The organism is Microtetraspora fusca (assembly GCF_001570365.1).
GTDB classification, from domain to species: domain Bacteria; phylum Actinomycetota; class Actinomycetes; order Streptosporangiales; family Streptosporangiaceae; genus Microtetraspora; species Microtetraspora fusca.
In genome coordinates this window covers 315591-336071 of record NZ_BBYK01000040.1, presented here as the reverse complement: position 1 = coordinate 336071, position 20481 = coordinate 315591, and the positions used below count along the sequence as shown (strand labels likewise).

17 protein-coding genes are annotated in these 20481 nt (G+C 72.0%); 12 read left to right on the top strand and 5 right to left on the bottom strand.

All coding sequences use genetic code 11. From position 1 onward, the window contains the following. Positions 1-16: 16 nt before the first annotated feature. The gene (locus tag AWQ68_RS44690) at positions 17-2404 is read right to left on the bottom strand and encodes a molybdopterin cofactor-binding domain-containing protein (RefSeq protein WP_245655777.1); all 2388 of its coding nucleotides are present in this window, start codon (positions 2402-2404) and stop codon (positions 17-19) included. A gap of 930 nt (positions 2405-3334) precedes the next feature. On the opposite strand from AWQ68_RS44690, the gene AWQ68_RS06920 reads away from it, so the two are divergent. The 4 genes from AWQ68_RS06920 (at position 3335) to AWQ68_RS06905 (ending at position 8059) form a co-directional block, all read left to right on the top strand. Beyond that, positions 3335-4627, top strand: a complete 1293-nt coding sequence (locus AWQ68_RS06920; RefSeq protein WP_066936374.1) for a helix-turn-helix domain-containing protein — start codon at positions 3335-3337, stop codon at positions 4625-4627. Between the two features lie 192 nt (positions 4628-4819). Then, complete coding sequence (locus AWQ68_RS06915) at positions 4820-5428, top strand: copper resistance CopC family protein (RefSeq protein WP_084463708.1); 609 nt, start codon at positions 4820-4822, stop codon at positions 5426-5428. Next, positions 5425-7416 carry a bifunctional copper resistance protein CopD/cytochrome c oxidase assembly protein gene (locus AWQ68_RS06910; protein ID WP_066936368.1) on the top strand — a complete coding sequence of 664 codons (1992 nt, stop codon included), beginning with the start codon at positions 5425-5427 and terminating at the stop codon, positions 7414-7416. The genes AWQ68_RS06915 and AWQ68_RS06910 overlap by 4 nt, the downstream gene beginning before the upstream one ends. Before the next feature lie 226 nt (positions 7417-7642). After that, entirely contained in the window at positions 7643-8059 is a 417-nt protein-coding gene (locus AWQ68_RS06905) for a sensor histidine kinase (RefSeq protein WP_066936365.1), read from the top strand. 27 nt (positions 8060-8086) lie between these two features. On the opposite strand, the gene map is transcribed toward AWQ68_RS06905, so the two are convergent. After that, the gene (gene map, locus AWQ68_RS06900) at positions 8087-8935 is read right to left on the bottom strand and encodes a type I methionyl aminopeptidase (protein WP_066936363.1); all 849 of its coding nucleotides are present in this window, start codon (positions 8933-8935) and stop codon (positions 8087-8089) included. A 44-nt stretch (positions 8936-8979) separates the two neighbouring features. On the opposite strand from map, the gene AWQ68_RS06895 reads away from it, so the two are divergent. Together AWQ68_RS06895 and AWQ68_RS06890 are read left to right on the top strand one after the other, a co-directional pair. After that, positions 8980-9156 carry a hypothetical protein gene (locus AWQ68_RS06895; protein WP_245655776.1) on the top strand — a complete coding sequence of 59 codons (177 nt, stop codon included), beginning with the start codon at positions 8980-8982 and terminating at the stop codon, positions 9154-9156. Positions 9157-9227: 71 nt separating this feature from the next. Then, positions 9228-9668 carry a hypothetical protein gene (locus tag AWQ68_RS06890; protein ID WP_066936358.1) on the top strand — a complete coding sequence of 147 codons (441 nt, stop codon included), beginning with the start codon at positions 9228-9230 and terminating at the stop codon, positions 9666-9668. Positions 9669-9718: 50 nt separating this feature from the next. On the opposite strand, the gene AWQ68_RS06885 is transcribed toward AWQ68_RS06890, so the two are convergent. Then, on the bottom strand, positions 9719-10297 hold the full coding sequence (locus AWQ68_RS06885) for a hypothetical protein (protein WP_174554082.1): 579 nt from the start codon (positions 10295-10297) through the stop codon (positions 9719-9721). A gap of 171 nt (positions 10298-10468) precedes the next feature. On the opposite strand from AWQ68_RS06885, the gene npdG reads away from it, so the two are divergent. From npdG to AWQ68_RS06870, 3 genes are all read left to right on the top strand, one after another. Continuing rightward, on the top strand, positions 10469-11134 hold the full coding sequence (gene npdG, locus AWQ68_RS06880; protein WP_066936353.1) for an NADPH-dependent F420 reductase: 666 nt from the start codon (positions 10469-10471) through the stop codon (positions 11132-11134). A gap of 120 nt (positions 11135-11254) precedes the next feature. Beyond that, the gene (locus AWQ68_RS06875; protein ID WP_084463706.1) at positions 11255-12571 is read left to right on the top strand and encodes an esterase-like activity of phytase family protein; all 1317 of its coding nucleotides are present in this window, start codon (positions 11255-11257) and stop codon (positions 12569-12571) included. Between the two features lie 118 nt (positions 12572-12689). Next, positions 12690-13859 (top strand): trans-sulfuration enzyme family protein, encoded by a 1170-nt coding sequence (locus AWQ68_RS06870; RefSeq protein ID WP_066936705.1) that lies wholly within the window; start codon positions 12690-12692, stop codon positions 13857-13859. A gap of 51 nt (positions 13860-13910) precedes the next feature. Here the strand turns inward: AWQ68_RS06870 and panB are convergent, their stop codons facing one another. Then, positions 13911-14753 (bottom strand): 3-methyl-2-oxobutanoate hydroxymethyltransferase, encoded by an 843-nt coding sequence (gene panB, locus AWQ68_RS06865; RefSeq protein ID WP_066936348.1) that lies wholly within the window; start codon positions 14751-14753, stop codon positions 13911-13913. A 156-nt stretch (positions 14754-14909) separates the two neighbouring features. Here panB and AWQ68_RS06860 point away from each other — a divergent pair, with 156 nt between their 5' ends. The 3 genes from AWQ68_RS06860 (at position 14910) to AWQ68_RS06850 (ending at position 18573) form a co-directional block, all read left to right on the top strand. Then, a complete protein-coding gene (locus tag AWQ68_RS06860; RefSeq protein ID WP_066936346.1) occupies positions 14910-16100 on the top strand; it encodes an MFS transporter in 1191 nt (396 codons plus the stop codon). 258 nt (positions 16101-16358) lie between these two features. Then, positions 16359-17951: an MFS transporter gene (locus AWQ68_RS06855; protein ID WP_245655775.1), complete on the top strand. Its 1593-nt coding sequence runs from the start codon at positions 16359-16361 to the stop codon at positions 17949-17951. A gap of 7 nt (positions 17952-17958) precedes the next feature. Further along, positions 17959-18573, top strand: coding sequence for a TetR/AcrR family transcriptional regulator (locus AWQ68_RS06850; protein ID WP_066936341.1), 615 nt, complete (start codon positions 17959-17961; stop codon positions 18571-18573). 126 nt (positions 18574-18699) lie between these two features. Here AWQ68_RS06850 and AWQ68_RS06845 read toward each other — a convergent pair whose 3' ends face one another. After that, a complete protein-coding gene (locus AWQ68_RS06845) occupies positions 18700-20478 on the bottom strand; it encodes an NAD+ synthase (RefSeq protein WP_066936338.1) in 1779 nt (592 codons plus the stop codon). Positions 20479-20481 lie beyond the last annotated feature (3 nt).

The window sequence follows — 20481 nt, the reverse complement described above, 5'->3', positions numbered from 1 at the left end:
ACCGACACGGCCTCGGTCAGTCGGTGGGGGCGAGGGCGATGTCCTCGGGGCGGATGGGGACGCGCGGCAGCGCGAGGCCCGTCGCCGCGCGTACGGCCGCCGCAACGGCGGGCGTGGAGGACAGCGTGGGCGGCTCCCCCGCGCCGCGCAGGCCGTAGGGGGCGTTGGGGTCCGGGTTCTCCAGGATCGACAGCCGCATCGGCGGCATGTCGAGGATGGTCGGGATCAGATAGTCGGTGAACGACGGGTTGAGCACCGTGCCGTCGCGCACCTGGATCTCCTCCATGAGGGCGAGGCCGAGGCCCTGCGCCGAACCGCCGTGGATCTGACCCTCCAGCGCGAGCGGGTTCAAGATCCGGCCGACGTCCTGGACGGCGGCGAGCTCGACGACCTTGACCAGCCCGAGCTCCACGTCCACGTCCACGACGGCCCGGTGGACGCACAGCGCGAGCTGGGTGTGCGAGTCGCCCTGGCCGGTCACCGGGTCCATGGGGAACGTCGGCCGGTGGCGGTACTCCCGCGTCTCCTCCACCGGGCCGTACCGGTCGAGCAGCTCCCCAAGCGAGAGTCCGGGGTCGGCGGCGGCGAGCGCCTCCAGGCGTCGCCGTACGGCCTCGCACGCCGTCTTGACCGCGCCTCCCGTGACGTAGGACTGGCGGGAGGCGGAGGAGGATCCGGCCGACCCGACGGAGGTGTCCGCCGGGGCCACGGTGACCCGGTCGATTCCCAGCTCGGTGCGGGCGATCTGGGCCTGGATCGCGAGGAGACCCTGCCCGACCTCGGCCGCCGCCGTGTGGACGAGCGCGTGCGGTTCGCCGCCGAGGAGCTCGACCCGGACCCGGGCCGTCGAGTAGTCGTCGAAGCCTTCGGAGAAGCAGATGTTCTTGATGCCGACGCCGTAGCCGACCCCGCGCCGTACGCTCTCGCCGCGCGTGGTCCGGCCGACGCCGCCCGGCAGTCGCCTCGGGTCGGGCTCCTCCCGCGTGAGGAACGCCCCGGACGCCCCGGAGGGAGCGGCCGGTCCGGTCCCATCCGCCCCGCTCATGCTCGCCGCGCTCGGCTCGCGTGGCGGGACTTCGCTCGGCCCGCTGGCCCGCGGCCCGCTTCCGCCCTCCCCGCTCAAACCGGACGGTAAGTACGCCGGGGGGTCGGGGAGGGGCATCGCCGCAAGCTCGCGGAGCATCGCGGCGAGCGGCGCCGGAGAGTCGATGACCTGCCCGGTCGCCAGCCGTGACCCCTGCGACACGGCGTTGCGCACGCGGATCTCGACCGGCGAGAGGCCGCACGCCACCGCGAGCCGGTCCATCTGCGACTCGTACGCATAGCACGCCTGGACGGCGCCGAACCCCCGCATGGCGCCGCACGGCGGGTTGTTGGTGTAAGTGCCGTAGGCATCGATCCACACGTTCTCCACCTCGTACGGCCCGACGCCGAGCGAGGCGGCGTTGCCGACGACGGCGGGCGAGGAGGAGCAGTAGGCGCCGCCGTCGAGCACGATCTCGGCCTTCACGTAGACGAGCCGCCCGTCGGCGGTCGCGCCGTGCTCGTAGCGCATCCACGCCGGGTGCCGGTGGACGTGCCCGAAGAACGACTCCTCCCGGCCGTACACGATCTTCACGGGGCGGCCCGTGCGCAGCGCCAGCATCGAGGCGTGGATCTGCATCGACAGGTCCTCGCGGGCGCCGAAGGCGCCGCCGACGCCGGCCAGCGTGAGCCGTACCTTGTCCTCGGGCAGGGCGAGGCAGGGCGCGATCTGGTCCCGGTCCACGTGCAGCCACTGGGTGGCGATGAAGAGGTCCACGCCTCCGTCGTCCGCCGGTACGGCGAGGCCGGCCTCGGGGCCGAGGAACGCCTGGTCCTGCATCCCGACCTCGTACTCGCCGGTGACGACGACCTCGGCCCCGGATCCGGCCGACCCGACCCGTACCGGCTGGTGCCTTACGACGTTGCCGCCGGGGTGGACGAGGGGACAGGCCGGGTCGAAGGCGGCGCGGCGGGCGTCGGTGACCGCCTCGCGGACCTCGTACTCGACGACGACGGCGGCGGCCGCCCTGCGAGCCGTCTCCGGATGGTCGGCCGCGGCGATCGCCACCGGCTCGCCCTGGTAGCGGACCTGGTCCACGGCGAGTACCGGCTGGTCGGCGTGCTCCAGGCCGTAGAACTTCGCGCCGGGCACGTCCTCGTGCGTCAGCACGGCGAAGACCCCCGGCAGGGCGAGGGCCGGTCCGACGTCGATCGAGCGGATCCAGGCCGACGGGTGCGGGCTGCGCAGCGTCGCGCCCCACAGCATCCCGTCGAGCCACAGGTCCGAGGCGTAGGCGAACTCGCCGGCCACCTTCAACGCGCCGTCGGGGCGCGGGGCGCTCGCGCCGACGCCCAGGCCGGTGCGGGTCTCGGTCTTCAATGCTCGCTCCCCACTTCCGCACGTCCGGGGCTCCGGGTCAGGAGGCCCACCGTCCGGCGTCCCGGCGCTCGGCCGGTTCCGCACGGCACGGCATCCGGCCGCGCCCAGTGGGGAACCGTCCTTGCTTCCCGCCCGCCGGGCGAGGTCGTACGCGCAGTACATCAGGCGCGGTCACCCGGGCCAACCCCCAGCGCGCGGGATGCCGAGTGGAGATCTCCCCAAATAGTGGGATCCGCATGCTTCTGCCGGATCTGCCGGCCGTAGAGGAGAGCCGGCTCACCCTCGCAGGGCGGTGACGCTGAGTGGCCGGAGCGTGGAGGAACTTGCTCGACAGGAGGGCCGCGGCGGCCGCGGCCCGCGGGCGGGCACGCCGGGCGGACGGCGGAGTCGCGCGGAGGCGGGACGTCACCGGCGACGAGACGTAGACGACCCAGAAGTGCCGGACGGCGTACGCGGGTCGTTCGGGAGCCGGTCGCTCGACCCGCCGGTGGGCTACGACCGGTGCCACCAGGGGGAGCTGCTACAACCGCTCTGCATTTCTTGGACCGCTCGTGGAACGCGTGCGCCGAGCGGGTGAACATTCACGCAGCCAGAGTGCGGTGTCGGATCCGCCGCATCGAGGAGCTCAGCGGACCCTCCTCGATGGCGGACCGGGTGGATCTGTTACCTCGCGTCGCGGGCGGGATGAGCCCGCTGGGGGACAGATGGGCTCGAAGCGGATGGGGTCAGGGATAGATAACGACTCAGCAGCACCAGTCGCTGAGCGTGTGCTTCGGGGCAGACGTCGCGGCGTTGGCAGTCGTAGCATTTGCCGCAACAACCACACTGGTTGAGAAGAGAACAGCCAAGACAGAGACGATGAGTCGGCGGCGCATGATCAGCTCCTGTCGGAAAATCGTCTGATTTACACCATTCTTGCAGGGGGAGCCCGTGACGAGTCAAGATCTAGTCGGTCAGCGCATCAAGGTGATCCGTCGTCAACGTGGTCTTTCTCAAGCGCAACTGGCACATCCGGAGCTTTCGGACAGCTACGTTTCGCTGATCGAGAGTGGAAAGCGGACGCCCACTCCGGCCGTTTTGGAACTGCTCGCTCAGAAGCTCGATTGCTCACTCACTTATCTGATCAATGGCGTGACCGCCGAGCAGATGGAGGAGTTGGAGCTCGGCCTGCGCTTCGCCCGGCTCGCCCTGGACAACGGCGAGGTCGAGGAGGCCCGGCGCCGCTTCGGCGAGCTGCTGGCGGACCGGAGCCTGGTCGGGCTCTCCCAGCTCCACCAGGACGCCGAGTTCGGCTACGCGCTCGCCGCCGAGGCGTGCGGCCACCTCGGCGAGGCCATCGCGATCCTGAACCGCCTGCTCGACACCGAGGCCGGGGCCATGCCGGAGGCCCGCCGGGTGGCGATCGCCGTCGCCCTGTGCCGGTGCTACCGCGAGAAGGGTGACCTCGGGCCGGCCGTCGAAGTGGGCGAGACGATGCTCAAGGACATGAACCGGACCAACTGGACCGACGATCTGATCGAGCTCGCCGCGACCCTGCTCGCCGCGTACGGCGTGCGCGGCGACCTGCTGCGCGCCAGCCAGTTCGCGAACGAGCTGCTCGCCGCCGCCGACCTGCTCGGCACGCCGCGCGCGACGGTCGCCACGAACTGGAACGCCGCCAGGATCGCCGAGCTGACCGGCCGGGGCGAGGAGTCGATCGCGCTGGCCGAGCGCGCCCTGGCCGTGCAGAGCGAGAACGGCGACTCGCGCAACCTCGCCCGGCTCCGCCTCGCGTACGCGATCCTGCTGCTCCGGGTCCGCCCGGACGACCTGGAGACGGCCCGTGACCTGATGGCGCGCACCCGCCGGGAGCTCGGCGAGTCGGCGGCGAGCAGGGCCGACATCGCCCGCTGCTCGGTCTTCCTGGCCCGCACCGAGCTGGCCCTGGGCCACCCGGAGGAGGCCGCCGAGCACGCCCACGCCGCCAAGGCCCTGATGGAGGAGCCGCACGGCGAGCTGCGGGCCGAGGCGCACCTCGTGCTCGGCCAGGCGTACGAGCAGCTCGGCAGGCGCGAGGAGGCGGCGGCCGAGCTGGCCGCGGCCGGCGAGTGGCTGGAGCGTTCCCCCAAGATCAGGATTGCCGCGCAGGGCTGGCTGGAGGCCGCCGAGGCGTTCCAGCGCATCGAGGACCGCTCCGCGAGCACCGTCGCCTACCAGCGCGCGCTCGCCTGCGTCGGCCTGTAGGTCGTGTCAGGGTGCGCCCGCCCGCGTCCTTCCGCGGGCGGGCCGCGTCGCGAGAGCGCCCCGGTTGAGCCGGACATGTGGGGCCGCCGAGACCCCTGCGGCGGCCTTCACATCGTGTTACGGAAGCGTCGCGCCTCCGTGCCTCACGCGGGGTAAGGACCGGACCCATGCGTCGGTAGCCTTGTTGCTGCCATGAGAAAATCCCCGCTTGCGGCCGTGGTCGCCTTCGTCGCGACCCTTCTGCTCGGTACGGCTCTCGCCATGCCCGCGCTGGCCCACACCTCGCTCAGGAGCAGCGACCCGAAGGAGAACGCCCGGGTCGACGAACTCACGAAGGTGAGCCTGACCTTCTCGGAACCGGTCCGCTACCCGGTCGTCCTGGTACGCGGCCAGGACGGCCGACGGTACGAGTCGGGCGGTCCGGCCGTCTCCGGCTCGGAGGTGACCCAGGCCGTGGCCGGCTCCCTGCCCGCCGGAAAGTACAGCGTCGCCTGGCGGGTCGTCTCCAGTGACGGTCACCCGATCGAGGGGGAGATCCCGTTCACGGTGACCGGCTCCGCCGCCGCGGCCGACCAGGACGCGACCGCCTCCGCGGCGCCCTCCACCCCGGCCGCCTCCGGTGTTCAGCCGACCCCTGAGCAGAGCGCCGCGCCGGCCACGGTCGCGGCGACGCCGGCGGCGGACGATCAGGCCGAAGCGGACGCGGGCAAGGGCGCCATCCCGGCCTGGGTGTGGATCGTGGTCTTCGGCATCGCGGGCATCGGCATCGGGATGGCCATCAGCATGCGGAAGAAGCCGTGAGCCGCACCGCGCGCCTGGCGGTCGCCGCCGTCTGCGCGGCGGCCGTCGCGCTGGTGGTCGCGATGGTGGCCGGAGGCGCGGCCAGCCCGCGCATCATCCCCGGGCTGCCCGACGAGGGCGTGTTCACCCGCTGGATGCTCCCGCTGTCCAAGCTCGCCATGGACGGCGCCGGCCTCGTCACGATCGGCCTGCTCGTGATGAGCGTCGCGTTCCTCCCAAGCGACAAGGGGGTGCTCGGCAAGCCCGCCCAGGAGTACGTCAAGGCCGCTTCGTGGTCGGCGCTGGTCTGGGCGGCCGCGGCCGCGTCGGCCCTCGTCTTCAACCTGTCCGACGCGCTCGGCATGCCGGTCGCGGACGTCCTCGGCGGCAACGAGCTGACCAGCTACGCCAGCCAGGTCCCGCAGGGCATCGCGCTCACGCTGGTCGTGCTCTTCGCGGTCGCCATCGCGCTGTTCGCGCGCGGCGCGATCACCGTCGGCGCGGCGGCGGGGCTGCTGCTCTTCGCCATGGCCACGCTGCTGCCGCCCGCGCTGACCGGCCACTCGTCCTCCTCGCCGAACCACAGCCTCGCCACCACATCGGTCGCCTTCCACGTGATCTTCCTGGCGTTGTGGGTGGGCGGCCTCGGCGTGCTGTGCGTGCACGCCTACCGCGGCGGCGACCGGCTCGACGTCGCCGCCGCGCGCTTCTCCCAGATGGCCCTCTGGTGCTTCATCGGCGTCGGTCTGTCCGGCGTCGCGAGCGTCCTCGCCCGGCTCGCGTCGGTCGAGGAGCTGTTCACCACGTCGTACGGCCTGCTGATCGTGGCCAAGACGGTGGCGTTCGTCGGGCTCGGCGTGATCGGCTGGTGGCACCGCGGCCGCACGGTCCCCGCGCTGGCAGCGGGGAAGTCCGGGGCGTTCCTGCGCCTCGCCCTCGGCGAGATCCTGCTGATGGCCGCGACGGTCGGCCTGGCCGTCGCCCTCGCGCGCACCGCCCCGCCGGAGATCAAGGGGCCGATCGACCGCGCCTACGAGCTGCTCGGCTACCTCGTGCCGCCGCCGATCTCGCTGGGCAACCTGGTGACGCTGTGGTGGTTCGACCTGTTCTTCGCGGTCGTCGCCGCCGCCCTCGCCGGCCTCTACGTGGCCGGTCTGGTACGGCTGGCCCGCCGGGGCGACTCCTGGCCGCGCGGCCGGACCGCCGCCTGGTTCATCGGCGTCATCATCCTCGTCATCGCCACCCAGAGCGGCGTCGCCAAGTACGCGCCGGTGCTGTTCAGCGTCCACATGGCCGAGCACATGGTGCTCGCCATGCTGGTGCCGATCCTGCTCGTGCTCGGCGCACCCGTCACGCTCGCGCTGCGCGCGCTCAAGCCCGCCGTACGGCGCGGCGACCGGGGCCCGCGCGAGTGGCTGACCGTTCTCCTGCACAGCCGCTACGTCAGGTTCATCGCGCACCCCGCGATCGCGACAGCGATCTTCATCGTGTCGACGTACGCCCTGTACTTCACCCCGCTGTTCGCGGCGGCGATGCAGGAGCACCTCGGGCACATCGCGATGACGGTCCACTTCCTGGTGAGCGGCTGCCTGTTCTTCTGGGTGATCATCGGAGTGGACCCGGGGCCGCACCGGCTGCCCCACGTCGGCCGGCTGCTGCTGCTGTTCATCACCATGCCGTTCCACGCGTTCTTCGGCATCGCGCTGATGAGCATGAGCACGCTCCTCGCCTCCGAGTGGTACGCCCAGCTCGGCCGCACCTGGGGCGCGTCGTCGGTGTCCGACCAGCAGACCGGAGGCGCGATCGCCTGGGCGTTCGGCGAGATCCCGACCCTGATCGTGGTCATCGCGCTGGCGCTGCAGTGGTGGCGGGCCGACGACCGGCAGGCTCGGCGCGCCGACCGCCGGGCCGAGGAGCGGGCCGCGAAGGTGGGCGGCACCGGTGACGCCGAACTGGACGCCTACAACGATTACCTCGCCAAGCTGAACAAGCGCGACACCGCCCAGTGAGCGGCTCCGGAGCCGCTCGCCGAAATGACGCGATGAGCCGCCCGGCGACGCCGCCCACGAGTACGGTGGAAGCGCGTGACCTGCCGGGCGGGCGGGCATAACCGCAGGTGACGCCCACCCCGGGAGCGGGGTGGGCCACGATCGGCGAACTGTTCGAAGCCCGTGCCGTCGGCGTCCGCGTCGCCCCGTCGGCCGGAAGGCGGCGCGACGATTGAGGAGGGGCGGGGTGGCGGAGGAACTGCGGATCCGGCCGAACGGCGATCTGGCCGCGGCCCTGCAGGGCTACCTCGCGGAGTGGTCCGAGCGCTGCGGCATCGCCGTCGAGATCTGGGCGCTGCCCGCCGCGCCGGTGTCGCGGCGGGTCGCGCAGGCCGTGTACGCCACTCTCGTCGAGGCCCTGTCCAACGTCGAACGGCACAGCCGCGCGCGGCAGGTGTCCGTCGCCGTCACCGCCGGGAAGGCGGGCCTGCGGATGACCGTGAGCGACGACGGAGCCGGGTTCGCCGTGGACGAGGTCGCGTCCGGCCCGGGGCGCGGGCTGGCCGCGATGCGGGCCCGGTTCGCCGAGGCCGGAGGCACATTGACGATCAACAGCGTCCCCGGTGGCGGGACGACCGTCACCGGGGTGATCCGCTCCCGCTGACGATCTCAGCGCGACACGGCGGGGGCGCTAGGGGAGCGTCAGGATCTCGTGGCCCGAGTCGGTGACCAGGATCGTGTGCTCGAACTGGGCCGTACGCTTGCGGTCCTTGGTCACGGCGGTCCAGTTGTCCGGCCAGATGTCGTAGTCGATCGTCCCCAGCGTGAGCATGGGCTCGATCGTGAACGTCATGCCGGGCACGAGCGTGACCGCGAGCGAGGGGTCGTCGTAGTGCGGGACGATCAGGCCGGAGTGGAACGACGTGCTGATGCCGTGGCCGGTGAAGTCGCGGACGACGCCGTAGCCGAACCGCTTCGCGTACGCCTCGATCACCCGGCCGACCACGTTGAGCTGGCGCCCGGGGGCGACCGCACGGATCGCCCGCATGGTGGCCTCGCGGGTGCGCTCGACCAGCAGCCGGGACTCCTCGTCCACCTCGCCGACGAGGAACGTCGCGTCGGTGTCCCCGTGGACGCCCCCGATGTACGCGGTGATGTCGACGTTGACGATGTCGCCGTCGTTCAGCGCCGTGTCGTCCGGGATGCCGTGGCAGATCACCTCGTTGATCGAGGTGCACAGCGACTTGGGATATCTGCGGTAGCCCAGGGTCGAGGGGTAGGCGCCGTGGTCGCAGAGGAACTCGTGGCCGATCCGGTCCAGCTCGTCGGTGGTGACGCCGGGCGCGACGTGCCGGCCGACCTCCTCGAGGGCCTGGGCGGCGATCCGGCCCGCGATCCGCATCTTCTCGATCGTCTCCGGGGTCTGGACGTCGGTGGTGCCCTTCTTCGGGGCGGCCTTCCCCACGTACTCCGGACGTTCGATGTGGGCGGGGACCTTACGCATGGGCGACACTCGCCCTGGCCGGAGGAGTGTTGTCATGCGGTCAAGTCTAGATGCGGTCTGGAGGGGGGAGGATTAGCCCCGTGAGTGGTCAATGGTGGTTCTGCCTGAAGCACATGCGTGTCGAGCCGGAGAAGGGCTGCCCCAACAAGGACCGGATGGGTCCGTACGCCACGGAGGCGGAGGCGGCCCGCGCGCTGCAGACCGCCTCGGAGCGGAACGAGACGTGGCAGGTCCAGGACGAGGAATGGGACGAGTAGTGCTTTGACCTGACATTGGGGGACATCTCCGCCGATGGCCTGTAAAGCTGGCCTGGGGCGGGAGGTGACTCATGACGGACCTCGGCGAGCCGGGAGCTCTGAGCGGCGTGGACGAACGCGCACGCCGCCTTTCCGGTCCGGAGCGCAGGGTCGCGGCGCTGCTGGCGGCCGAGGGACATCGTGTCGTCGCCGTGGCCCCCATTGACGAGCGGCGCCCCGGCCCGTCTCGGGCCAGCCGTCCGGACGCCCTCGTGGACGGGCGGCCCACGGACTTCGTCGTGCTCGCCGAAGGCGACACCGGCGTCGCGGTCACGATGGCGCTGAGCCGCGCCGCCCGCCACGCGGACCGGGCCGTGATCGACGCCCGCGGCACCGGACTGGGCCGCGCCGCCGCAGAGGCGGGCGTCCGCTGGTTCACCGCCGTCCCGCACAGCAACGTGCTGCGCGGGTGGCGGGTCATCGGCGACGGCTACGACATCACCCACGAGAACGACCACGACGCGAGCGTGTAGGAGCCGCGGGCGGCCGACCACACCCGGCATCGCGGTGAGGTGGGTGCGCCTCAGTCGGAGACGTGCGGCCCGCTGACCCGGTCCACCAGACGGGCCAGGCGCTGACGCAGGCCGAGCCGCCGGATGTCGCCCGCCGCGCTGCTCACCAGGTGCTGGGCGCCGTCGAAGCTGAGCGGGCCGTCCAGGCGCGGGACGGCCAGCGCGTCGTGCGCCAGGGACTCCAGGGAGGGGTCGCCGCCGTCGAGGGCCAGGATCGTGGCCCCGGTCCGCCGCGCGTCGTCGACGCGTTCCAGCAGCGGCACGGGGGCCTGCTCCTCGGCGACCACGAAGAGCGTCTCGCCGCGCCGGGCGTCGCGCAGCCGGTTGAGCCCGACCCGCAGGTGGGCGGGCGCGTTCGCGGGCGGCGACCAGCGCAGCAGGGTCGGGGTGAGCTGGGAGAGCCCCGACAGCCGCGCCTCGTCCGACAGGTGGGCGGTCAGGTGCCAGGGTTCGTCGTCGGGCGTTCCCACCAGGAGCAGCCCTCCGGGGGACCGGGTCGCGCGCAGCGCCCGCCCCAGCTCTCGGGTGCGCTCCAGCCAGCCGGTCGAGGCGAGCACCTCGCGGAGGAGGCTCACCGAGTCAGCATCCATGCGCCCCATCGTGCCTTACATGTCCACGCGCGGTCCGGTGAATGTCGCTCTTGACACGCCGGGAAATTCCGCCCGTCATGTCGCTCTTCGCGGGGCCTGGAGCGCGCGGCCGGTACGGCGCACACCGCCCCGGGCGGCGGCGTGCCGAAGACGCCCTGGCATGATCTGCCTATGGCTGAGCTCAAAGACTTTCCGGACGTTTCCGGCCTCTCCATCGGCATCCTCGGCGGCACCGGCGACCAGGGCAAGGGCCTGGCGCGCAGGTTCGCCCTCGCGGGGCACACCGTCCTGATCGGCTCGCGCAGCGCCGAGCGCGCCCACACGGCCGCCGAGAGCATCGGCGTACGCGGCGCCGAGAACGCCGCGGTCGCCGCCGAGGCGGACATCGTGATCGTGGCCGTGCCGTGGGACGGGCACAAGGCCACCCTGGAGTCCCTGCGCACCGAGCTCGCCGGGAAGATCGTCGTCGACTGCGTGAACCCCCTCGGCTTCGACAAGCAGGGCGCGTACGCGTTGCCGGTCGAGGAGGGCAGCGCGGCCCAGCAGGCGGCGGCCGTCCTTCCGGACAGCCGGGTCGTCGCGGCGTTCCACCACGTGTCCGCGGTGCTGCTGCTCGACCCGGAGGTGGACGAGGTCAGCCTGGACGTCCTCGTGCTCGGCGACGACCGGGAGGCCACGGACATCGTCCAGGCGCTCGCGTCGCGCATCTCGGGGGTGCGGGGCATCTACGGTGGACGGCTGCGCAACGCGGGCCAGGTCGAGGCGCTGACCGCCAACCTGATCGCGATCAACCGCCGGTACAAGGCCCACGCCGGGTTCCGGGTCACCGACGTCTGACGCCGTCCGGGACGCGCCCGACGGCGGGGTGTCGGGCGTCGTTCACCGGACCTTCACCGGAGGGAAAGCGATGATCACTACCTTCGGGCGCTGGAGTCCCACGTCCGAAAGGCGGTCCCCGTGTTCCGTCCCCTCTCCGCCGGCCTGGCTGCCGCGGCCGCGTTCGCCCTGACCGCGCCCTGCGCCGCTTCGGCCGCCGCCGGTCCGAGCCCGGCCGGCTCCCACGGCGGGGCACCCGCCGTCGTCACCGACGTGACGCTGCCGGCCCCGGCGCTGAAGCTCGTCCAGCCGTCGATCACCGACGACCACGGCGTACGGCTGGGCGGCATGGGCAGCGGCCTGTTCCCCGGCGACCGGAACGGCGAGTTCTGGATGGTCACCGACCGGGGCCCGAACGGGCAGCCGACCGTGGACGGCGAGAAGCGCCGGACCTTCCCCGTGCCGGAGTTCAACCCGGCCATCGTGAAGGTCGCGGTGGAGCGCGGGAAGGCCGCGATCAAGCAGTACATCCCGATCACCGGGGCCTCCGGGGCCGGCGTGACCGGCCTGTCCAACCAGGCGGGCCACGACGAGACGCCCTACACCTGGGACGGCCGCACCGTCCTGTCGTACAACCCGGACGGGATCGACACCGAGGACCTGGTCCGCACCCGCGGCGGCGACTTCTGGCTGGTCGAGGAGTACGGCCCCTCGCTGCTGCGCGTCTCGTCCAAGGGACGCGTCCTCGAACGGCATGTGCCGCGCGGCCTCGGGCTCACCGGGACGAACTACCCCGTGAAGGAGACGCTCCCCGCGATCCTCGCCTCCCGGCAGCAGAACCGCGGCTTCGAGGGCCTGGCCCTCTCCTCCGACGAGCGGACCCTCTTCCTCGCCGTGCAGAGCCCGCTCGCCAACCCGGACAAGAAGGCCGCCAAGAAGTCGCGCGTGGGGCGCATCCTCACCTTCGACGTGCGTGCCGGCAAGGTCACCGGCGAGTACGCCTACCGGTTCGAGGACGTGGCGACCTTCGACCCGAAGGCGGGCGGCGACCAGAGCGAGATGAAGATCTCCGGCCTCGCCTACGTGGGACCGGGGCGGCTCCTCGTCGACGAGCGCACGGACAACGTCGCGCGGATCTACGAGATCGACCTGACCCGCGCCACGAACCTGCTCGGCGGCGCGTACGACGACGCGGCGACCACGCCGTCCCTGGAGGCGCTGACCGACCTGACCGGCATCACGCCCGTCGCCAAGTCGCTGGTGCTCGAACCGAACACGGTGGTTCCCGGCCTGCCCGGCAAGATCGAGGGCGTCGCCGTGCTGGACCGGCGAACGATCGCGCTGGCCAACGACAACGACTTCGGGCTCGGCGACTTCGACGCGGACGGCAGGCTGATCGACAGCGGCGTGCCGAACCGGCTGGTCGTGATCCGGCTGCCCAGGCCGCTGGGTCGGTGACCCCGGAGCCGCACCCGCGCTCAGGCTGTCGGCGGGAGCGGCTGCGGATCGCTTTGCACGGTTTTGTGGCGGCCCCCGGATCTGACATCCGGGGGCCGACCAGGTAATCCTTGTGGGCATGACCCTGCGCCCGGAGACGCGAGCCGTCCACCTGCCCCGACCCGAACTGAACGGCAGCACGCCGATCACGGTCCCCATCTACCAGACGTCGGGCTTCGCGTTCGACAGCCCGGCCGTCTTCGCTGACGGGATGGGGCGCCCGGACGGCGCCTTCGTCTACGGGCGGCTCTCCAACCCCACGGTGCGCGCGCTGGAGGAGGCCGTCACCGGGCTGGAGGGCGGCCAGGCGGCCGTGGCCACCGGCTCCGGAATGGGAGCCATCAACTCGGTGCTGCTCGCGCTGCTGAGCCCGGGCGACCACGTGATCGCCCAGCGCCCGCTGTACGGCGGCACCGCCCACATGCTGGCCGACCTGACCGCGCGGTTCGGCGTCGAGGTGACGTACGTCCGCGAGGCGGACCCGGCGGCGGTGCGCGAGGCCGCACGGCCGGAGACGAAGCTGCTCTATCTGGAGACGATCGCCAACCCGATGACCCAGGTCGCGGACCTGCCCGGGATGGCCTCCGCCGCGCGCGAGGCGGGGGTGCTGACCGTCGTGGACAACACGTTCGCCTCGCCCATCCTGTGCCGGCCGATCGAGCACGGTGCGGACGTGGTGGTGCACTCCACCACGAAGTACCTCTCCGGCCACACCGACGTCCTCGGCGGCGTCGCGGTCTTCGCCTCCGCCGAGCTGCACCGCAAGGTCTGGTCGTACGCGATCGAGCTGGGCGCCACGGCGGACCCGTTCGCCGCCTGGCTCACCCTGCGCGGCATCCAGACCCTGGCGCTGCGCATGGAGCGCCACTGCGCCAACACGCGCCTGCTGGCCACCCGCCTCGCCGAGCACCCCGCCGTGGCGGCCGTGCACTGGCCCGGCCTGCCGTCGCACCCGTCGTACGACGTGGCGGCCAAGCTGCTGACGGACTTCGGCGGCGTGTTCTCGTTCGACCTGCGCGGGGGCCGCGCGGCCGGCGAGGCGTTCATGAGTTCCGTACGGCTCGCGCTGCTCGCGCCCTCGCTCGGCGGCGTCGAGACGCTGATCCTGCACCCCGCGACGACGTCGCACCGGTCACTCGACGCGGCCGGGCTGGCCGCGGCGGGCATCGGCGAGGGGACGGTCCGGGTGTCCGTCGGCATCGAGCACCCGGAAGATCTGTGGGCCGACTTCGCGCAGGCGCTCGGCTGACGCCCCGGCGGACCGGTCCCGTGTGACGACGGGACCGGTCCGCCGCGGCGGTCAGTGGTAGCTGTGCTCGGGGGCGGGGAAGGCGCCGGAGACGACCTCGTCGGCGTATGTCCGGACGGCCCGGCCCATCTCGCCCGCGAGGTCGAAGTACTTCTTCACGAACTTCGCCGGGTGCGGGGTGAGGCCCATCAGGTCCTGCCAGACGAGGACCTGGGCGTCGGTGCCCCCGCCCGCCCCGATGCCGATGGTGGGGATGCTCAGCGACGCGGTCACCCGCTCCGCCAGCTCGGCCGGGACACACTCCAGCACGACGGCGAACGCGCCGGCGTGCTCAAGGGCCTTTGCGTCGGCCATCAGTTCGTCGCCCGACTGGCCCCGGCCCTGCACGCGGTACCCGCCGAGGACGTTCACCGACTGCGGGGTCAGGCCGATGTGCGCCATGACCGGCACGCCGGCCGACACGAGCATCTCGACCTGCGACAGCACGCGGCGGCCGCCCTCCAGCTTCACGGCGTGGGCCCCGGCCTCCTTCATGAACCGGGCCGCCGCCTCCAGCGCCTGCTGCGGCGACGCCTGGTAGGACGCGAACGGCAGGTCGGCGACCACCAGCGCGCGGCTGGAGCCGCGTACCACGGCGGCGGTGAGCGGAATGAGGTCGTCGACCGTGACCGGCAGGGTCGAGTCGTACCCGTAGACGACCATCGCGGCCGAGTCGCCGACGAGCAGGACGGGGATGCCCGCCTCGTCGAAGATCTTCGCCGTCATCGCGTCGTACGCGGTGACCATCGGCCACTTCTCGTGGCGTTCCTTCGCCGTCGCGAGATCGCGGACGGTCACCCTGCGCCCCGACGTGCCGCCGTAGAGAGCGGTGGATGCAGCGGAAACAGAGGACATGGCTACCTCCAGGTCTCGTGGCGCCCCTGTGGCGTCCCCGGACAGTCAGATCATCGCATGCGGCCCGCAAATAGAACACCCGAGGGGCTGACCGTAATCCGGTGGAAATCCTGTCGGTGCGGCACGGCACAATGCCATCCCGGAGGTACGCACCAAATGGCACTCGAACCTTATCGGAGGGTTCTCGCCCTGCCGGGAGTCCGCACGCTGCTGCTGGTCGGCATGCTCGCCAGGATCCCGATGACGGGCACGGGCATCACGCTCACCCTGCACGTGGTCAACGGGCTCGGCATGGGCTTCCTGCAAGCCGGGCTGGTCGGCACGGGCAACCTGATCGGAGCCGCGATCGGCTCGCCGCTCGCCGGGCGGTTCGTCGACCGGCGCGGACTGCGCCCCGTGCTCGCGGTGACCACAGCGGTCCAGCTCGTCTTCTGGTGCTCCGCTCCGCTGCTCCCGTATGAGGCGCTGATCCCCGGCGCGCTCGTCGCGGGGCTGTTCGCCCAGCCCGTCTTCGGCGCCCTCCGGCAGTGCCTGGGCGCGATGGTCCCCGCGGAGCGCCACCAGTCGGCGTTCGCGCTGGACTCCATGGCCGTCGAGGTGTCGTACATGGTGGGCCCGGCCCTGGCGGTCGCCCTCTCGACCGGGTTCGGCACCACCATGACGATGTACGCGGTCGGTGTCGGACTGGTCGGCACCGGTGTCGCCCTGTATGCGCTGAACCCGCCGACACAGTCCCCGGGCGAGGAGATCCCCGAGAGGGTGTCACGACGCAGGTGGCTCGGGCCCGGGCTGCTCACGCTGCTCGGCGTCGCGTCGTCGCTCACCTTCGTCCTGACCACCACCGAGCTGTCGGTCGTCGCCATGCTCAAGGCGGGGGCGGCCACCCAGTGGACCGGGCTGGTGCTCGGGCTCTGGTGCGGATACTCCCTCATCGGCGGGTTCGTGTACGGCGGGCTGCCCCGGGGGTTCTCGCCCCTGCTCCTCACCGGCGTCCTGTGCGTGTTCACCGTGCCGGTCGGCATCGTCGGCGGCGGCTGGTGGTGGCTGTGCCTGGCGCTGGTCCCGGCCGGCCTGCTGTGCGCGCCCGCGATGTCGGCCACCGTGGCGGCGATCAACGGGCGGGTGCCCGCGGGGGCGCGCGGCGAGGCGATGGGCCTGCACGGCACCGCGCTGCTGATCGGCGGCGCCTGCGCCGGTCCGGCGGCCGGGGCGGTGGTCGACACGCACGGCCCGGCCTGGGCGTTCGCGGCCGCGGGCTCCGTCGGGCTGGTGCTGGTCCTGATCGCCTTCCCGTTCTGGCGCGAGGCCCGGCGGCCGGCCGCCGAGCCGGTGTCCGCGTCGCTCTGACGCCCCGACCCGCCCGGAGTCGTTCCCGGGGCGTTCCGAGGTCGTTCGGGGAACGTTCCGGGAAGGTTGCGAGGCTGGCCGGGGTTGGCCACTGAGGAGGCGCGGGAGGCCGGCCTCACACGCGGTGGCCGCCCCACCCGTCGCCGCCTGCGAGCGTGACGTGGCCGGGCCGGACGGCAGGCGGCCTGGTCGTCCACATTATGAAACGCGACGGTTGCGTATCGAATCTCGCTCCGCTACGGTACCGTTCCGAAACTCATGCGTATCGAAACTTCACTGGGGGACTCTTTGGACGCGCATACCGGTCACCCACGCCGATGGCAGATCCTCGGCGTCATGGTGTTCAGCCTGCTGGCCGTGGTGCTCGACAACACCATCCTGAACGTCGCGATCAAGACGATCGCCGACCCGGTGCAGGGCCTGGGCGCCACCCAGAGCGAGCTGGAGTGGGCGATGAACTCCTACACGCTCGTCTTCGCGGGGCTGCTGTTCACCTTCGGCGTGCTGGGCGACAGGTACGGCCGCAAGAAGATGCTGCTGACCGGCATGGTCATCTTCGGTCTCTCGTCGCTGGTCAGCGCGTACGCGCAGGACCCGATGCAGCTCATCATGGCCCGCGCGCTGATGGGGCTCGGCGGCGCGGCCATCATGCCGGCCACGCTGGCGATCATCTCGAACGTCTTCCCGATCCACGAGCGGGGCAGGGCGATCGGCATCTGGGCGGGCGGCGTCGGCATCGCCGTCGCGATCGGCCCGATCACCGGCGGCCTGCTTCTTGAGCACTTCTGGTGGGGCTCGGTCTTCCTGGTCAACATCCCGATCGTGCTGATCGCCCTGGTGCTGATCGCGTCCCTGGTGCCCGACTCCAAGGACCCCGCCAAGACCGGCCTCGACCCGGTCGGTGTGCTGTTGTCGATCGTCGGCCTGGTGGCCCTGGTCTACGGCATCGTGCGGATCAGCGACCTCGGCACCTTCGCCGACGTCTCGGTCGTCGTCCCGTCGCTGCTCGGCCTCGCCATCCTCGGTGCGTTCTTCTGGTACGAGCGGCGCATCGACCACCCGGCCTTCGACGTGCGCCACTTCAGGAACGCCGCCTTCTCCACCGCGATCGCCAGCGTCGGCCTGGTCTTCTTCGCGGCGATGGGCGTGATGTTCTTCATGGCCTTCTACTGGCAGATCGTGCGGGGATACTCGCCGCTCCAGTCGGGCGCCCTGGTGCTGCCGTTCGCCGTGGCCCAGCTCATCTTCGCGCCGCGCAGCTCCAAGGTCGTCGAGAAGTACGGCGCCAAGGCGGTCGGCACGGTCGGCATGCTCGTGATCACCGCCTGCCTCGCGGCCTACGCCCTCGTCGGTGTGGACACGCCCATCTGGATGCTGCTGGTCCTCACGTTCATCCAGGGCACGGCGATGGCCCACATCATGCCTCCCGCGACCACCGCGATCATGAACGCCCTGCCCCGCGAGAAGGCCGGCGTGGGCTCCTCGATGAGCAACGTCGTGCGCCAGGTCGGCGGCACCCTCGGCATCGCCATCCTCGGCGCGGTGCTCTCCGCCGTGTACCGCGACGGCATGGAGGGCAAGGTGACCGGCGTCCCGCAGCAGCTCCACCACGTCGTGACCGAGTCGATCTCCGGCGCCGCCGGCGTCGCCGAGCGTCTCGGCCCGCAGGGGGCCGGGCTGATGAAGGCGGCCGGCGAGGCGTTCGTCAGCGGCATCCACTGGGCGGCCCTCGGCTCGGCCGCGGTCGCGCTGGTCGGCGCCCTCCTCATGGCGCGCTGGATGCCGGGACGGCCGGTTGCCGTGATCCCGGAGGAACCGACGGGGGTGGATCGCGAAGCGGCGGTAGTGTGAGCGCACGATGATGACGCGGCAGATGGCGGAAGGGGCGGCTCGGGCCGCGGGTCGCCCCCGCAGTGAGAAGGCGGAGAAGTCGATCATCGAGGCCACTCTTGAGATGATCGGCGAGGGCATCGCGGTGTCCGAGCTGTCCATCGAGGGCATCGCCTCCCGGGCGGGCGTCGGCAAGACGACGATCTACCGCCGCTGGTCCAACAAGGAGGATCTCGTCGTCGACGCCCTGGCGACGCTGAAACCACCCCTCCCGCCGCTGCGGGGGGACTCCGTCCGGGACGACCTGGTCGCCTATCTCACCGTCATAAAGGATGAGTCCCGGCACAGTCGCACGCGCTGCATCATGAACATCGCGATGAGCGACTCCGACCGGCACCCCCGCCTGGCCGCCCGCTTCGACGAGCTGGCCATCCAGCCGCGCCGCGCCGTCATGGCGGAGGTGCTGCGGCGCGGCATCGAGCGCGGGGAGCTGCGGCCCGACCTCGACGTCGAGATGGCGATGGCCATCCTGAGCGGCGCGATGCTGTGGCACACGAAGTGGTCGCACCGCTCCACCGATCTGCCCGACGACCTGGCCGAGCGGATCGTGGACGAGGCGCTGCGCGGCTTCCGGCCGCGCTGAACGCGGGACGCCGTCCGGGTTCCAGCCGCGCTGAACGCGGGACGCGGCCCTGCTTCCGCCCGGGTCGGAAGACGAGCACCGCCCGGCTTCCACCTCTCATGGAGGGGGAAGCCGGGCGGGCGCGTGTCAGTGGGTCGTCTCCCGCCACCGGTTCGTGATCGGCAGCCGCCGGTCGCGGCCGAAGTTCTTCGGCGTGATCTTCGGCCCCGGCGGGTACTGGCGCCGCTTGTACTCCGCGATGTCCACCAGCCGGATGATCCGGCTCACCAGCTCGCTGTCGTGCCCGGCCGCCACCAGCTCCGGGGCGCCCATGTCCTTCTCCACGTACTCGTCCAGCAGCCGGTCGAGCACGTCGTACGGCGGGAGCGAGTCGGTGTCGCGCTGGTCGGGCCGCAGCTCGGCGCTGGGCTCCTTGGTGATCGAGTTCTCCGGGATCGGCGGCTCGTCCGTGTGGAGCAGGAAGAAGTCGTCCGGGCCATGGGCGTTGCGCCACGTGGACAGCGCCCAGACCAGGGTCTTGGGCACGTCCTTGATGGGGGCGAACCCGCCCGCCGAGTCGCCGTAGAGGGTGGAGTAGCCCGTGGCCAGCTCGCTCTTGTTGCCGGTGGTCAGCACCAGGTGGCCGTGCTCGTTCGACAGGCTCATCAGCAGCATGCCGCGCACGCGGGCCTGGAGGTTCTCGGCCGCCAGGCCGTGCAGGTCGACCTCCTTCTCGAACGCGGTGACGATGTCGGCGATCGGGACGGTCCGTGCGGTGATGCCCTGCCGCCGCACCAGTTCCTCCGCGTCGCCGACCGAGTGCTCGGACGAGTAGCGCGAGGGCATCAGCACGACGTGCACCCGCTCCGGCCCGATGGCGTCGGACGCGATCGTCGTGGCGAGGGCGGAGTCGATGCCGCCGGACAGGCCGAGGATCACCGAGCGGAAGCCGTTCTTGGTGATGTAGTCGCGCACGCCGAGGACGAGCGCGTGGTAGATCTCGGCGAGGTCGTCCAGCCGCGGGGCCACGACGGGCGGCACGGGGGTGTACGGCTCGACCGGCCCGCCCGCGAGCTCCAGCCGTTCGACCGTGATGGTGGTGCCGTCCTGCGCGTCCACGGGGAACTCGCCGAACTCGCCGGTGCCGAGCGGCAGGTCGAGGTCGGTGACGAGCAGCTCCTCCTTGAACTGGGAGGCGCGGGCGATCAGGGCCCCGGAGGCGTCCACCACGATCGAGTCGCCGTCGAAGACGAGCTCGTCCTGTCCGCCGACCTGGTTGACGTAGGCGAGGGCGCAGCCCGCCTCCCGGGCCCGCCTTTCGACCAGCTCCAGCCGCACGTCGTCCTTCTCCACCTCGTACGGCGAGGCGTTGGGCACGACGAGCAGGCCGGCGCCGGCCTGGGCGACCGCGGAGACCGGCCCGCCGTCCTGCCAGAGGTCCTCGCAGACGGCGATGGCGACGTCCACGCCGCGCACCCGCACGATGGGCATCCGGTCGCCGCGCACGAAGTAGCGGTACTCGTCGAAGACGCCGTAGTTGGGCAGGTGGTGCTTGGCGCTGCGCGCCACCACGCGCCCGCCGTGCAGCACGGCCACGGCGTCGAGGGGCGCGCCCTTCGGCTGGCCGAGCCGGGGCTCGAGATCGGCCCGGTCGACGTAGCCGGTGACGACGGGAAGCTCGCCGAGCCCCTCGTCGGCGAGGCGGCGCGCCACGGCGTCGAGGGTCGCGATGGAGGCGTCCACGAACGAGGAGCGGAGCACCAGGTCCTCGACGGGATATCCGGTCAGGAACATCTCCGTGAAGACCACCAGGTGCGCGCCCTCCCGGGCGGCGCGGTGGGTCCACTCGACGAGCCGGTCCGCGTTCCCGGCGAGGTCGCCGACGACAGGGTTGGTCTGGGCCAGGGCGATACGCAGTTGTGCCACAGG